Below are 14,708 nucleotides of genomic sequence, written 5' to 3'. Positions count from 1 at the left end.
TTCGATATGTCCGTCCACTTATTGTTGACACACGCGAGGGCCGCCGCTTTCATACGCGCATCACCCCCGGAGTCCCCATGCTGCATTCGCGTATGCTCACCTATCTCGACGAGGTCGCCCGCGCCGGCTCGGTGCGCAAGGCGGCCGAGCGGCTGAACGTCTCGCCCACGGCGGTGAACCGGCAGGTGCTGCTGCTCGAGGAGGCGATGGGCGAGCCGCTGTTCCAGCGCCTGCCCCGCGGCATGAAGCTGACCGCCGCCGGCGAGGTGGTGATCGAGCACGTGCGCCGCACCATGCGCGACTACCGGCGGATCTCAGAGCGGCTCGAGACCATGCGCGGGCTCGGCGGCAACGAAGTACGCATTGCCACGATGAACGGGCTGGTCTCGGGCGCAGTGCCGCGGGTGCTGCAGGAGTTCGCCGCCGACCATCCGCACGTGCGGGTGAGCTGCCGCACCGCCTTCATCCGCGACATCGTCCAGCAGGTGCTCGACGGGGAATCCGACATCGGGCTCGGCTACAACCTCCCCCAGGACCCGCAACTGACAGTCCACCGCAGCTACGAAGCACCGCTCGGCGTGGTGGTCTCGCCCGACCATCCGCTGGCGCGGCGTGGACAGCTGCGGCCCTCGGACTGCCTGCCCTACCCGCTGATCCTGCCCGACGAGACGCTGCGAATGCACCGGGTGATCCGCGACTGTTTCCTCGCTGCCGGGGCCGAGATCCGGCCGAGCTACCAGACCAATTCCATCGACATGATGAGGCAGATGGCGCTCACCTCTGACGGCCTGTGCTTCCTGCCCGCCTTCGATGTCGCACCGGAACTGGCCGAGCGGCGGCTGGTCCATATCCCGCTAGCCGACCGCGCCATGGCGGCGAACCGGCTGATGCTGATGACCCGGCGCGGTCAGGTGCTGGGGCCAGTGACGCTGACCTTCATGGACCGGCTGATGCAGTATCTCGACGCCTGCGACTAACCCTTGCGTGGTTCGGGCCGCCGCAAAGGGGTCGTCGGAATAGACGACGTACCGCTCGCTGGCACCGTCGGGCACCAAGAGGCATTCATCTGAACGATCAGAGACGCCAGTTACGGAAATCCACAAAAGGCGCCCGCGCGAGAAATCTCGGAGCCCGCCCGTCGCGAGCCTGAAATTCGTCCCGATGACGTTCTATGTTGTCATCCTCTTCAAAATGCGCCGCCGCCGCCTTGCTCAGACCGCCGAAGAAGTTCGGTCCAGGAACCGTCAGAAAACGTCGAATATGTAAGCAGGCTTGCCGCCAGGCACCTTGTGCTCCTGTTCAAGCCTGCCTGAACCGAGCGAGTGTCAATCCATGCTTCTCAATGTGCAAAGCCTCATCGGCGAGACCTTCTCTGGCAGCGGCAATCCAAGTGGCGCGCTCGTGCTCAGCCGACGGCGCTACTTTGCTGGCATCGCTTTTGTCGCTCTGTTGCGCGGTCATGCCACTCCTGTCTCCTGCGGCCCCGAGTTTATCATCCCAGCATTTGCCATGCCAAGCAGGACCGAGCGTGGCTGCGAGTAACCGCCTTGCCAAGGCGAGCGGGAGCGGTGAGTCCTCCGGCATCCTGGCAGTTGCTAATGATGCCCACGGCCGGCGCGTCGCCACCGTAGATTTTCACCGTGACCTTTGCGCCGAGTTCAGCGCTGGAGTTGGACATGGGGTGGCAGCGGGCTACTCGCCCCCAGCATTTGCCCTCGCGAGGCCCAAACTCGTTGATAATTTGAAAATATGTACCGAGGTCTGCCGTGCGCAGTCAGCCCACTCCGCGATCATCAGCTCTAGGAATGAGTTCGCGACCAAGCGGGGGTACCCCAAATGGGCTGGGGAAGGCTAACGGCATCGGGTCTGAAGACTGCGAGATCGTTCAGAAAATCCTCGTAAGGAACAGGCCACGCAAAGCTACTGCTTGCTCCAACGAGGTATGGGCCCATGCCGGGCACCTGGTACTTTTGTGTGCTTGGGCGATGACGCTCGTTCAGAGCTAGTCCAGGCTGACCTCAGCGGAAGTGCCTGAACAGTCCGCCGGCGATATCGGCGATGGCGAAGACCCGCGCATAGAGGTGTTCGCGCGCCGCGAAGGTCACCGAGTCCGACCCCGACATATCCCGCTCCACCGCGGTGACCAACCGACGCAGACGTGCCTGGTGAACACCGAGCCGTGTCTGGACGGGATCGGCCAAGATGCCGGCAAAGGCCGTGACGATGGCCGCCGTGACGATCAGCATCAGCGCAATCGTGACAATGGCCAAAGGCGAGGCGCCGACAGGGAACGCGCCATACCATAGCGCGCCCAATCCACGCCCGAGCGGGAAGTTCCCGGTCGCAGCGTCCAGAGCGTAGGTGGCGGCCAGCGCAGGCGCCAGGGACAGCATGCCCGGCGTAAGGCGATGGAACAGCCACGCCTCGAAACAGATCGTCAGCAGTGCCGTGGTCATCTCGGCCACGGCCGACCGGGTGCCGGTGTAGATCTTGATGGTCGTGGCGGCCCGCTCCGCCCGCCTGCGGGTCTCATCCTCGCTCAGCGAAGCGTCAGCTCGAAGCGGAGGGGCCTCGGCGAAGCGATCGGCAATCGAGCGTCCAGGTCCGCCGGCAGGGCAAAGACATGCTTGAGAAGCCCCTCCTCCACTGCGCGTGCCGTGCGCGTGGGCAGGATCAGGTGGACGCGCCCCAGAAGGCCTGAAGCGCGTCTCAGGCGCACTGCCCGCAGCAGGAGGGCGATGAGGCGCAGGAGGGCATGTAGGGGCGCCAAGACCACGTTGAGCGGAGCACACAGAGGACATCCAGGCCTAGAGCCCTGCGATGCAATCGGGCCGAGCCAGCGACGGAGAAGGTCGACCCGACATGACCATCGACGCGCGCCCGCGCCTCGGCAAAGTAGTCCTTGGGGTCCGAAGGCTGAGTCGCACGGCGCTTCATTGTCGTCCTCTCACCGGGACGAGCCCCCTGCCCTCCCCATTCGCAGATAAGACCCGCGCGGCCGGCTTCCAAGCGATGAACAATGCCTGGTGCACCAGTGGCGGCCCATCCCGGGCGCATTAATCTGCCGCCCAATCTCTGTCATCCCTTTCCTTGGCTCACGACCCGGAGGGAGTGTCAGTCGGCCATGCTGCGTTTGTCGAACAAAGTCTCTCCTAGGGCCATTGGTATCTACAACTGCATTATGCGAGGTCTTGCACCGATCGCGGTCCCTTGATCCGTGGGCGCGGCCCGCCGCCACAGCACTGCCCGGTCTCTGTTAATCTCCTGCAACGGTTCCGGCGCCCTCGGGACTTCAAGAGGTCCGGCGGCATGGCCCAGGTTGGTCGCTCAAATTTGTGGCATGAAGTCGCGAAATTTCTTAAATAATTAACCAAATTTCAGATACTTAGATAAATCTATTAGTCGCAGGAAATGAGCCCTGGGATCGCCGAGATGATCACAATCCCTACTCCGTGGGTCTTACGTCGGCCCGCATGTCCTCAGAGAGGGCCGGACATCGCGGAGAATGAAAGGAATGACGATTGCCAAATCTCTCGGCTTGAAAGTCGTGTTCGCGATCAGAGTTCGCTTGCTCCAAAACGTGCTAGTTTTGGTCAGATGGAATATAGCCCCGAAAAAAGTCTGTATGACATCCCGCATTCGCTCTCAGAGCTGCAGGCCCCCCGCCCGTCAGTCAGGGGGGCGAGAGTATCTTAGTGTTCTCCGTGCCGTCTATGTGGCAGAATTCGGCTACCTTGACCGGCCGGCCGACACGGTGTGGTACTGTACAAGCGGGGCAGTCTCGGAAGACATGTTGAGGGCCTACGCTGGGCGCATATCTTTCGCTGGGACCGCATGCGGGGCCCCTGCCCCGTCGCCGCAACTGATGGGCATATACATTGCGACCGTCGCTGCGGCCTGCGATCGGAACAGCGCGACCCTTTCGTTGGCCTCGTTCCAACGGCACATAGCCAACGGTCCTTGCAAGTATACACGTCGGGGACGTTGTCGTGAGTGAGCCGTACAGGCTGATCTTCGGATATTGAATTCGAAATGTCGGCACTGCGGGTCCAACTCCAGAATTCTCAGGGAGTACCGCGGTTCATATGATGGTCTACTTCGATTGCGCGTACAGCCCCGGGCGAAGGATCAAGCGCCGCATACTCGTCTATACCCTGATGGACGTGCTGAAGAAGGTGGATCGCATCGGCCCCTACCGGCGCCAATTCCAGCCTTCCTGCCATTCTCATTTATCTGTTTCGCTGATGCATTGGGCACGCGCTGTTGTCACTGGAGCTATTACCTCGATATCTGGGTCGTCTCCTGGGTCGGGAAGGGACAGCGTGCGACGGGAGGAAGCTAGGGCAGAGCATCGCGGCCCGGTTCTCTAATTTCTGGAAGATGAAGGCCAAGGTCTTTCACTTACGGACACGAACAGTGCCACAGCGCACTGAGATGTGCACTCACGCCTTTCCTCTGCGATGCGTCTCGAGACCGAGGTTTCAGGCTGGCGTCCAGAGATCAGAGTGGGATCGACACGCGACTGGTCCGTAAGCCGCGCTCTTTTGGACAGAGGCACCCCGGAATTTCTATGAGGCGGACAGGAAGTCCGATGGGCTGCATGGGAAAAAATCGCAGTTTTACGAGAAGGGCGTAATACTGTGACCGCGGTCACAGATGGCCTGTTGTGGCCGTAGCTCAAAAGGTTCCAGGCAGATGCCGGGAGCAAGGGTAAGGATTCCGGACCGGTTTGTGACCGCGGTCACAAACGCCTCTCTGGCAAGCAACCCGCTCGTGAATCTTAAATCCGTTGAACTGTGACCGCGGGCACAAATCCTCCAAGGATCCTCAAGGCATACTCGCACGGTCCCCGTGGCACTGCGATCAGTACCACAGAGCGAGAGAGCAGGGGTCCTTCACGTGGAGCGTCGATTTGAGAGACCGCACTCATATCGACGCTCTAGCCATGTGTAGTCTGCCGCCAGCGATTGTCTCCCCACGCGCATTGGCGCGAAGAAGGCTTTCCAGATACCCCTCCGGATTTGGGACCCGTCCGATCTGCCCAGCGATGTAATCGAGAAGAATGGCAGTGCCATCGGGTCCGAGGCGAGCGACGGTGTTTGACAGGACTCGTTCTCTGAGACCAAGGAAGCCTCCGAACTCATAGAGCTTGCTGAGGAGATCGCGGACATTTGTTGGGGGGCGTGGATAGAAAGCCTGGAGTTCCTTCAGCTCATTCCATTCGTTGCAATGGTGCAGCGTCGGCGTCTGCGTATTGCTTCGGGCTGAATGCACTGAGTTTCTTTTTTTAGAATCTTTTTGGTCAGACTCTATGTGTCCGACATTTTGCTCGTCATTGACCGCCTTTTTGTCGGACTGCGCATCTGAACCGCGGTACAGAGTCTCTGTTCTGGCCAGCGCTGTAGCTTCTTGTTTTTCGGGTTTGATCTTGGCTTCGAACGCGTCGATTTCTGCAGCCATAGATTTGAGATCCAACAAAGCGAGAGTCCGCCGGCGAAGGACCGTGCGCCATGCTTTAATGTGCTCAAGAAGCGCGTGCGTGTCGTTCACCGCTGCGAGAGTGAGGTCCTCGAGGTCTCGTAGCTTGGCTCTCAAGGAAGAGCGCATTTCAGCCTTATGTGCTTCTGCCGCGCGGAATCTTTCGCGGAGTTGCATCAGTTCATCCGCACGCTCGACAAGAGGGGTAAGGTCGATGCCATAGCCGGAACGTACCTTGCCCTCACCATCTCGCACGGCGAAGCGACGCCGGTTGGCGCTCATGCGTCGGGTGACGAGACCGGCCTTCTCTAGGCGCTGCTCCGCCCTCAGACGTGTGTGTTCTTCAATCCCCATGGCGCGGCGACAAACTTCTGCCCCGCTCATGAAGCTGACGTTGGGATTGGCTGCCAGAAGGGGCCCCTTCGGCAGAACAGACAGATGGGCCTGAAGAATCCTGAGGTCGCGATCGGAGACACCAAGAGGCTTCCGGAGTTCTGCTACGCACTCCAGAAGGTCCCAGCGGTCGATTCCGGAGCTGAGCGCCCCGGTCGCTTGGCCACAAGAAGTCCAGTGCCCGCGCTGCTCATTCGCGGACATTCTTGTCATCATGCTCGATTCTCAGAAGACAAACGGAGACCGTTCACCGAAATCGGTGTTGAAAATGATTCGAAAATGTCCTAGGTAGAGTTTGCTACAAGACTACCGCAGGACCCTTCGGAGTTCGGAAAACCGGATTTCGGGGGGTCTTTCTTTTTGTCTGGTCTGTCCTTTCCTCGTTTGTTTCTCTCATTTTTGCTCTGTGACCGCGGTCACAGAACGCACTAAATCCTGACTGTTTTACTCAGCAATCAGGAGTTCTTGTCTCCCTGAGCATCCTTTACGACCTGTCTTACAAGGTCCGGGAGCGCGTCCTCGATACGCTGCAGGAGATTGGGATCCAGGCCTCTATCGATCTTCAGGACCAATTCCTTGGGCTTGCGTTGCACTGTGCCGAAGCCGGGCAGGGGGCGTTTCTGGGCCCGTGCTGTCGCCTTGGTGGGTCTCGCGCCTTTGGCTACATCGGTGCCATTGTCGGCATCCTCGGACGCTTGGGTCTTCAGATCCTCGAGCATGCGCTCGAGCGCGTAGAACCGCAGCGTCGACTGCGGAATGCTCTCATTGCCGGACGAGCTTGTGGAGACACGCTTTGCCCAGAGTTCGGCGATTTCGTCAGCGAAACGATCGATGCCCTGAGTAATCAAGTTCGACACCTCGTCGGGAGACATGGGGCTCCCCTCGAGAACGGAGCGTAGGTCCATCCAGCGGCGTCGGCCGATGTCGGGCGCATCACCGATACGGTTGATGATCTCGGGCCCGATCACTTCGTAGATGCGGATCATCCTATTGATCAGCGTTCGATCCGAACTGTAGATCTTGGCGATCTCATCGTCCGAGTGGCCTGATTTCGAGGCGAGATAGGCCAGCTGCGATCGCCCGATGAAGGTCGTGTCTTTGCGGGCGCTGTTCTCACTGATCAGAGAGCGGAGAAGTTCCTCGTCTGTGATCTTGAGGACAAGCCCCTTGATGCTCTCCCATCCGAGCGCACGCGCCGCTGCGACACGGCGGCGGCCGACAATGATCTCGTACACTGGCTTGCCAGATCCGGGGGCTGCATACCGAACCTTTACCGCCGTTTCCTGGCCGTTCTCCTCGAGGCTTTTCATGAGCGGCTCGAGATCCTCGGTTAGATCGATCCGGTCGTGGAGGCGGGAGTCCCCGATCTGGTCGAGCGGGATTTCCTGTATCGATGCCTCGCTAAGATCTTTCAGCGAACGCTTCATAGCCATGACGGCGGGGGTGGGGGGGACACCCTTGTCGCCTAGAGCTTGGTCCAGTCCAGCGGACATCAGCGAGGCGATGCCGACCTTACCTGCAGACTGCGACTTCTCGACCGGCGGTGCAGCCGGCTCTGCAGCCTCATTCGGTGACGGTTGCTCCCGAGGGAGGGCGCGATCAAAGACGCTCGGGCGACGGGCCATTACAGATCTCCCCTGATCGGGCCGCGCTTCCAGGCGGCCTGCACCATGTTCTCGAGTTCGTCCTGAACCGCGTTAAAGGCGGACCAAGCACGTTTGAACGTGCCGCGGTTCTGATCCCGGGGCTCGATCTCGTAGATTGTGCGTTGTTCACTGGCAGCCCGGGTGACGAGCGTGGAGTCGAGCACCTCAGTCTTGAGAACCTCGCGCCCAAACTGGTGCCGAAGGAAGCGGGTGATATCCTGCTGGTTGTTGTCGGTATTGTCGTAGCGCGTGATCAGATAGCGCATGAAGTCCAGCGGCGGCTCCACGCCCTGCTCGGAGATCGCGTTTACCAAGTTGCCCATGAGCGCCAAAAACTGGGCCATGGAGGCCACATCGTACATGCTGGGCTGGATCGTCGTGATGATCCCGGTCGTCGTGTTCAGCGCGGTCAGCGTCAAGAAGCCGATCTGCGGCGGGCAGTCGATCACGACGATGTCGTACTGGTCCTCGATTTCCCGCAGCGCGTTGCCCATGCGCATGTAGAACGGCATGTAGCCAGTTTCGCGCAGGTAGAGCGCGCTCTCAGTCTCGTACTCGGTGAGCATGATGCCGGACGGCACGTAGTCGAGATTGTGGAAGTAGGTCTCGGTCTTGATGACCTGGGAAATGGGGACCGGCTTCTCGTAGCGCAGCGCGTCGTAGATGGTTCCGCCTTGAGCGTAGTCTATCTCCGGGCGCACCCCGAAATGCATGGTGAGGGTGGCCTGTGGGTCGAGGTCGATCGCCAGAACGCGATATCCGCGAAGGGCGAAACCCTGCGCGGCATGAATGGCGCTGGTGGTCTTTCCAGATCCGCCCTTAAAGTTCATGAAGGTGAGGACCTGGAGATGGTCATCCCTGGTCCTTCGACCGGGCAGAAACTTGTCTGGAGACCGCGCTTCAGCCTGGAAGTACATGCGCACTGCATCAATCTGCTCGGCGGTGTACCAGCGGTGCCCCCGCGCATCCTGGAACACGTCAACGGGCTGGCCGTCAAAGCCTTTGATCTCGGCCTCCGAGAGCACCTTGCGCAGGTTGGGAACGGAGGTGCCAATAAAGTCGGCGGCTTCGGAGGCGCTGTAGAGACGCAGGCTCTTGGCGGCATCCGGCCGGAAAGATTCCGTCATCAGCATCGCGAGTGATTGCGAGAGTTCATCACCACGGGCTACGATGTACTCGTGAAACGTCTCATGCTTGCCCCATGGGGATTGCGAGACGACCTTAGTGGTCTGGTTCATCTGCTCGACTCCTGCGTTGCGCTTAAATCGTTTTGTTTTTCTTTTAGCGCAATCTAGGAGGTCGCACGGAAACCCTGTTTAGGCAACTTTTTTCTGCAAAATCAGTGCCAAATTTATCCACAGCGCAACACCAGGCGTGCCCAATTCGGCGCAATGCGTTGAAATGTAATAATATTTTTCACGTGTGGGATATGTATTTCTGACGCCGATCAGAACCTCGGTATAAGGCATTGGAATTATGATATTTTTGTAGCTTCAGGTGACCTCACGAGGGGTTTTCGTTGCCCTCAGCCCTGAGGCGCTACGCGGCAAGGCGGCACAAGGGATCGTGTCTACTCGACCGCTCAATGGAACATCTTGGCAAGATTCGAATCCATCAGAATGCAGTCTAACAGAGGGGGTTCGGTCGCCTTGAGGCCAGCCCTACGCGCATCTCACATGAGAAGCAGCGTGCTCTCAATCCATTTTTGCGCGCAGCTCTTCGGCTGCAGCCTCGCGCTAGTAGAGAGGTAGAAATCTTCGACCACCGTGGGGGGAGGTCCTGGTCGCCACTGCCTCCTTGAACTCAAGGGTTCCGGAGCGATGTGGTTGAGGAGGTGGTCCGCGAAGCAGGCGTTCCTGAAGCCTTTCGTGACGGCGTCATAAATTACGTCCGCGAACATCTGACGGGGCTCCATGAAGGGAATGGCATCCGCTACTGGCGAAAAACCCGCGATCTGAAAGGCATGAGGCTCGGCCAGTGAGCCATTTCGTCCTGTCCTTCTGGCGCGTCCTCCGTGCTGCAGATGCATATTGGTAGTGGGCAATCGAGCTTGGAATGTTGGGGGCCCATCCTGCCCGCGCACGCTCCCGAGCAAAGCTGGAGATCGCGCCCGTTCAGGACCGCGTCCTAGTCTCCGGCGGACTGTGCCCGCCTACGACCCGAGCCTTACCCCCTCGCTCTCCCTGCGGCCCAAGTGCGGCGCATGCCGTCTCTTTTGAGCCAGCCCGCGCCGCGGCCCCATGGTCGATCAAGAGAACCGGCCCATCGATAGCGCGGGTTGGAGAGCCGCCGTCCTGCTCGGATCAAGAAAGTGCTTCTTCAGGCCAGAAAATGCTTCCGCCGCGTCCTGGCGCGACCAATTTTCTGAGGGAAGACCACCTCAGGAACCGGGTTTGTCAAACCCGGTTTGACAAACGGAAGGACAAATCTCGAATGACACGCACAACGGCACGCAAGAGGCAGGGCGGCCGCCCGCCGAGCTACACCTCGAGACAGGTCTACGGAATCGTCGCGCGGCTGATCGGGTGCGGGACGCCCAGCGGTGAGATCGATGCGGCGATGGTGAAAGAGGAGCTCTGCAGCGCCTTCGGCATCAGCTCGACGATTCGACTCGAAAGCCTGCAGAAGCATGTCGACCTCGCGCTCTCCGACTACGACAGCGACGAGGCCGAGGCCCTGCTGAGGGCGCTTCCGGAAACGGTCGCGGCGTCAATCGACCATTTCATTGAGGGCGCGCGCGAGGCCTTCGCGCTGCTGGTCGCGCGGCAGAATGCCAGGTGCCAGGCAGAGGCCCAGACGGTTTGTGAGGAACTGTGTGCAGAGAAGCGGACGGCGCATTGGCGGATCAGTGAGCTTGAGGCCGAAGTTGACCGTCTCAAGACAGACAGACAGGTGCTCACCGCCGAAAGAGACCGGACCCTCGCGGAAGCTGACAAGCTTCGTGAGCAAATCCGTTTGGGAGAAGACGAACTCAATCGGCTTCGGGGCGCCAACGGCGTCGTGCAGCTGCTGGTGTCTCAGCTCCAGAAATCTGGTCTTGAAAACCTGCTGCAGGCTAGTGTCGAGACAGGATCGCCCGGAAAGCCCAGTGCACAGAGCGCATGATAGCAGTCCAACGTGTGGCTCCGCCTGAACTTTCCTTCGCAAGAGCGCTGCCGAGCCGGAGGCTCGGCCCCGCTTTTCGTTTTGCCGCCCCTGCACGAGGGGCAGGCCTGCGTTCCATCGGCCGGGGCTCCTCCACGCCTATGTGCCGGGGAAGACATGCTGACTGACGGGCTTGCCGGCGAGTCCTCCGGGCTGCGGTGCATGTTCGCCGCCGGCGATTGAGCTTCAAAAGGTCAGGGACCGGCCCCAAACGCCGCCAGGATCCCATCGAGTTCGTGGGATGCCGCTGCCATGGCGGCCGCCTTGGCCCGATCCCCGGTGTATTTTTTTCGGGCCTGATGGGAGGTGTGGTCGTTGAGCAGGGTGCCGCCCAGCGTTGCGTCCTCGCTTATGGCAAAGAGCACGTCGTAGACGATGGATCGGCAGATGTGAGCGCCGGTCCCGAGTTCCGTCGACCAGACCTGCGACACGTAATTTGCCGCGACCTCTGTGCCATTCGGGTGCAGGAAGAGGCGCCAGTGCTGCTCTTCCGCGCGCGCCCGGAGCGCCGGGAGATACTTCGGGTCGTCATCCTGCAACAGGCGCGCATCGACAAAATGTTGGACGCTGGGATGGATCGACCCGGGGTAGGCTTCGCGGCCGAGCAGATGGCGGGTCTTGCGCAGCTTGTAGTCCCGCATGCGGTACCTGCCGTCCGACCAGACGACATCGCGCCCGAAGGCAAGCTCGTGCCACTCGCGCCGCAAGGGGGTCATCGGCGGAATGGCCAGGGCCAGGGCACGGTTGCGCTGAATGTGGCGCCGCGCCGGGTTTGACTGCCTGCCGAGCTGCGCAAGGATCTCTTCGGCGCGGGGCAGGATCGTCGTGATGTCGATCCCGGCGAGGGCGGAAAATTTCTGCGCCGTCTGCACCTCGGCCCGGTCCCGCAGCTTCTTCAGGAGCTTGTCGAGCTCGTCGATGAGCGGTTCCGAAAACGCCCTCGAGAACCGCAGGAAGTCCCGCAGGTCGGTGAAGGTCGCGGAGAGGGTTGCGGGGCGCAGCGGCGCGCCGCGCGCGGAGATCCGGGTTGTCTCGTAGGCATAGAAGGCGCGCAGCCCGGGGAGATCAAACGCCATGGGCAGGCCGCGTTCGCGCAGGTACCAGGCGTATTGGCAGAGCTTGCGGGTCATTCTCTCGTAGAGATCCGGGGCCAGCTTGATCTGTCCGTCGTCGCGTCGGTCCCGGATATGTGCGAGATGCTCTTGCCAGGCTGGCGGCAGCTCGTCGGGGGCCAGCGAAATGGACCGGGTGTAGGTGCGGAGCGGCACCTTCGAAATGCCGGCAAAGCTGGCGCAGGCCGAGAGAGAGGCTTGCGCGGCTCGGAGCGGGACCAGGGGGGGTGCCTCGGGCCCATCGGTCTTGATCATGGCGGCGATGGCGGCCTCCACGGTCCCGAGGCCGCCGCTCATCCGAGCCCAGACGCGACAGTCACTTTCGGAGAGGGTGCTGCAGCCCTGCTCATGGATGAAGTCCACGAGACTGTCGAGGGCCCGCAATTCACCGAGCGGCAGGGCCAGCAGGATGGGAGAGGCCGCGTGTGGCTGCCACTGCGGCTTCGAAAGTATGGCGTGACGCGTCATTTTCCGGCATATGCCTCCGCGAGCAGATCCTGCACTTCCTCGATCTTCTGGCGCTTGCGGATAAATGCGTAGTAGGTTTCCAGAACGCGGACCGAACAGCCGAGATAGGCCGCGGCGCGCCCGCGGTTGCTCCAGGACCGCGCGAGCAGCAGGGTGGCAAACCCGTGCCGGAAGTTGTGCGGGAACATCGGCAGGCCAATTTCCGCACTGCTGCGGGTGAACCACTTGTAGAGCATGGCGCCGCCAAGCGGCTTGGCGGATTGTTCGGAGACGAAGAGATGCGTGGCCCTTGCGCATTTGTTCCTCTCGCAGAACTCGGGGTTGGCGTAGTCGAAGAGCGGCCGCGCTGTCGTGAGAAACCAGTCGAGCACCTCGTAGCCGCAATGCTTGTCGTCGCGCACAGGGACGGGCGGCAGTTCGACATATGCGCCTTTCATGTCCTTTTGTGCCACCCGCAGCTCGAAGAGCTTCTGGGCGCCCGAGGTCTTGCGGAACAGGTTCTGCGTGGGGCCCTCGCATTCGGCCGCAAGGGCGCTGCCCTTGCGCAGCCCGGCGCCGCGGATCTCCAGCGCGGCAAAGGCCGCGCAGGTGCCAAACCGCCGGACAGTGCGCAGCTGGGTCAAGGTGAGCGGCTTGTCCGTCGCGAGGATGTCCTGCGCGCGCTCCTGGTAGAGCACGTGCTGCCGCAGGAAGGTCCGCACGTCAGCGGGGTTGTGAATGAGCCTTTCGCAGAACTTCTGGTTTTTCGGGGACATCGTTTCGCCTGCCAACTTGCCCTCCTGGAGATCGGAATTATTTATCCGGGCGTTGTTCCACGGCTCGGTGTTGATCCCATTGGCCTTGCCGATCTGCGCGATGATCCGCACATAGTCCCTCGCCGTGCGGAGGCTGAACCGTTTGTGCTTGTCCTTGCCAAGAGCGATCCAATGCCGGATTGCCGGGATGCGAACCGGGCAGTCAAAAAGCGGGTCCAGACACTTGAGCGATGCCAGCTCGAGGGTGTCGGTCTCCTGGGCGGCGCGGGCCAGCGCGACCAGAGCCTCTTCATAGGCTCTCGCCGTCTTGTCGTTGAAATTTTCTTTGCAGCGTTCCGACACGTCGTCATACGTGCTCTCGTTGTAGCGGGCGTGGGCGACCATCTCGGCAATCATCCTGCGGACGGCGTCGGGCACGGGGGTGCGGGCCGCGGGCACGAGATAGTCCGTGTCGTAGCCGGGCGGCAGGTGGGCCGCGATCTCGGGGACGACCGTCAGGCGCTGCAGCGCCTTGAGGGCTTGTGCCGAGGCGTCCTGTTCATGCGCGGGCATGGTCTCGAGAAACTCCGGCACGACCGCGGGGAGGAGATCGAGAGGGTCGATGCCGGCTTTGCGGGCCCGGTCGGAGAGGGCGAGGATGGCACCAAACGTCGCGGGGTGTACCGGGCCCTTGTCTTTCGACAGAGGGGTGAGCAGGCCGAGCAGCGGCGTCCAGCCGTCAATGCGGGTGCGGAGCGCCTTCCTGGCCGCAACCAGGCCGAGCGTCACCCGGATGCGGCGGCGCACGACTTCGCGCCATTTCGCATAGGCGTCGTCGGTTCTCCAGAAATCCCTCTCCGCGCCGGGCAGGGGGGCGGCGCCGATGGTCTTGAGGGGCGGGAAATGTGTGTCGAACCAGGCAAGCAGCCCGTCCCCATTGCCATTGAGGGTGGAAAGTGGCTCGGCGAAAAACTCCTCAAGGCGCGCAATGCGGTTGCGCTCCGTCTCGTTCGGCGTCTGGTCGAGGACGGTCTGCATGTCGAGGCTCACCGGCGTGGCGGCGACACGCATGGATTGGGTTACAGCGGAGAAAAGATTCATGTCGATCTCCTGGCCGGGAAGCGAGCGGGGGCCGGTGGCCTGGATGGCCAGCGGCCCTCGGGCGGTGTCAGACGGGGGCTGGGGAAGGACGATGCCGGCGAGGCCGGCTTGGCCCGCGAGGTCAAATATGGCTGCAAACATTGCGGCATGCCCCGGAGACCCTCTTTCGACCGCTTGATGAGCAGGTCGTGCAGCGGCGTCCGGGTGTCGATGCGGGCGCGGCGCGGCTGTTTCGCAGCGGCCAGGCCGAGCGTCACGTGGATCCGGCAACGCAGCACTGCGCGCCAGTGTGCATAGGCGCGATGCGAGCGCCAGAACGCCCGGGGCGCGCCGGGCAGGGGGCCCGCGCCGATGTGCGTGAGGGGCGGGAAATGGGTGTCGAACCAGGCAAGCAGGTCGCCTCCCGCGCCGTCGAGGGTGCAGAGCGGTGCACCGACATACTCCGAGAGACGCGCAATGCACCTGCGCGCGCTTTCGTCCGGGGTCTGGTCGAGGACGGTCTGCATGTCGGGGCTCACCGGCCTGGCGGGGGCACGCGTGGTTCGGGACAGGCTGGAAGAATGGCTCATGGCGAGCTCCTGGAGGGGGTTGAGAGGGGGCCGGACGCCGGGGGTGGCATCCGGCCCTCGGGC

General features: G+C 61.8%; 11 protein-coding genes. 2 read left to right on the top strand and 9 right to left on the bottom strand.

What is annotated here, in order from left to right:
- Positions 1 to 77: 77 nt before the first annotated feature.
- A complete protein-coding gene (locus tag PVT71_RS28715) occupies positions 78 to 977 on the top strand; it encodes a LysR family transcriptional regulator (protein WP_353476839.1) in 900 nt (299 codons plus the stop codon).
- Between the two features lie 322 nt (positions 978 to 1,299).
- On the opposite strand, the gene PVT71_RS28710 is transcribed toward PVT71_RS28715, so the two are convergent.
- The 6 genes from PVT71_RS28710 to repA form a co-directional block, all read right to left on the bottom strand.
- Positions 1,300 to 1,461, bottom strand: a complete 162-nt coding sequence (locus tag PVT71_RS28710) for a hypothetical protein (RefSeq protein WP_353476838.1) — start codon at positions 1,459 to 1,461, stop codon at positions 1,300 to 1,302.
- Between the two features lie 557 nt (positions 1,462 to 2,018).
- Positions 2,019 to 2,456 (bottom strand): DUF6635 family protein, encoded by a 438-nt coding sequence (locus PVT71_RS28705; RefSeq protein ID WP_353476837.1) that lies wholly within the window; start codon positions 2,454 to 2,456, stop codon positions 2,019 to 2,021.
- An 83-nt stretch (positions 2,457 to 2,539) separates the two neighbouring features.
- Positions 2,540 to 2,776, bottom strand: coding sequence for a hypothetical protein (locus tag PVT71_RS28700; protein ID WP_353476836.1), 237 nt, complete (start codon positions 2,774 to 2,776; stop codon positions 2,540 to 2,542).
- A gap of 2,150 nt (positions 2,777 to 4,926) precedes the next feature.
- On the bottom strand, positions 4,927 to 6,075 hold the full coding sequence (gene repC / locus PVT71_RS28695; RefSeq protein WP_353476835.1) for a plasmid replication protein RepC: 1,149 nt from the start codon (positions 6,073 to 6,075) through the stop codon (positions 4,927 to 4,929).
- Between the two features lie 251 nt (positions 6,076 to 6,326).
- Complete coding sequence (locus PVT71_RS28690) at positions 6,327 to 7,496, bottom strand: ParB/RepB/Spo0J family partition protein (RefSeq protein WP_353476834.1); 1,170 nt, start codon at positions 7,494 to 7,496, stop codon at positions 6,327 to 6,329.
- Positions 7,496 to 8,755, bottom strand: coding sequence for a plasmid partitioning protein RepA (gene repA / locus PVT71_RS28685; protein ID WP_353476833.1), 1,260 nt, complete (start codon positions 8,753 to 8,755; stop codon positions 7,496 to 7,498). Before repA ends, PVT71_RS28690 begins: the two co-directional genes overlap by 1 nt.
- A 1,195-nt stretch (positions 8,756 to 9,950) precedes the next feature.
- Between repA and PVT71_RS28680 the strand changes: the two genes are divergently transcribed.
- Complete coding sequence (locus PVT71_RS28680) at positions 9,951 to 10,622, top strand: hypothetical protein (protein ID WP_353476832.1); 672 nt, start codon at positions 9,951 to 9,953, stop codon at positions 10,620 to 10,622.
- Positions 10,623 to 10,855: 233 nt separating this feature from the next.
- Here PVT71_RS28680 and PVT71_RS28675 read toward each other — a convergent pair whose 3' ends face one another.
- Genes PVT71_RS28675 through PVT71_RS28665 form a run of 3 tightly spaced genes read right to left on the bottom strand, consistent with a single transcriptional unit; the run spans position 10,856 to position 14,645 of the window.
- Complete coding sequence (locus PVT71_RS28675; protein WP_353476831.1) at positions 10,856 to 12,241, bottom strand: hypothetical protein; 1,386 nt, start codon at positions 12,239 to 12,241, stop codon at positions 10,856 to 10,858.
- A complete protein-coding gene (locus PVT71_RS28670; protein ID WP_353476830.1) occupies positions 12,238 to 14,076 on the bottom strand; it encodes a hypothetical protein in 1,839 nt (612 codons plus the stop codon). The genes PVT71_RS28675 and PVT71_RS28670 overlap by 4 nt, the downstream gene beginning before the upstream one ends.
- Entirely contained in the window at positions 14,073 to 14,645 is a 573-nt protein-coding gene (locus PVT71_RS28665; protein ID WP_353476829.1) for a hypothetical protein, read from the bottom strand. Before PVT71_RS28665 ends, PVT71_RS28670 begins: the two co-directional genes overlap by 4 nt.
- Positions 14,646 to 14,708 lie beyond the last annotated feature (63 nt).

This window comes from Salipiger sp. H15 (genome assembly GCF_040409955.1).
Lineage (GTDB): Bacteria > Pseudomonadota > Alphaproteobacteria > Rhodobacterales > Rhodobacteraceae > Salipiger.
This window is presented reverse-complemented; position numbering and strand designations above follow the sequence as displayed.